The sequence below is a fragment of the Staphylococcus sp. HMSC061G12 genome (assembly GCF_001838465.1).
GTDB classification, from domain to species: Bacteria; Bacillota; Bacilli; order Staphylococcales; family Staphylococcaceae; genus Staphylococcus; species Staphylococcus simulans.
In genome coordinates, this window is record NZ_KV837051.1 from 1 (window position 1) to 333 (window position 333).

At 30.9% G+C, this 333-nt stretch carries 1 protein-coding gene; it reads right to left on the reverse strand.

What is annotated here, in order from left to right; genetic code table 11:
• Positions 1 to 262 (reverse strand): transposase family protein (locus HMPREF2937_RS03960; protein WP_083326911.1); only part of this gene is annotated, 262 nt, incomplete at its 3' end.
• Positions 263 to 333: the final 71 nt, after the last annotated feature.

Sequence of the window (333 nt, forward strand, 5' to 3'; positions counted from 1 at the left end):
AGAATCTTTGCTTTTTTAATTCTAAATAACTAGGTGTACCTTGTGTTTTTAATAATTTAATCATAGTTTTGCGTTTACCGTTTTTAATGATTAAGTTATTATGATTAACTGCTCCGCAGTTTTCACAGCAGTCAGGCGTATAAGTAAGCGTTCCTTTAAAAATTAGTGTTCTTACTAAGTTCATATAGACTACTTTTGGTTCTTCTTCAAATACAATGTTTTCCCCTTTATAATCAATGACTTTTGCTATACAATTGGACATAAGCGCAATACCTCTTTCTTTTTGTGTGGTAACTTAATGATAGGGGATTGCGCCCTTTTTATGCAAAAAAA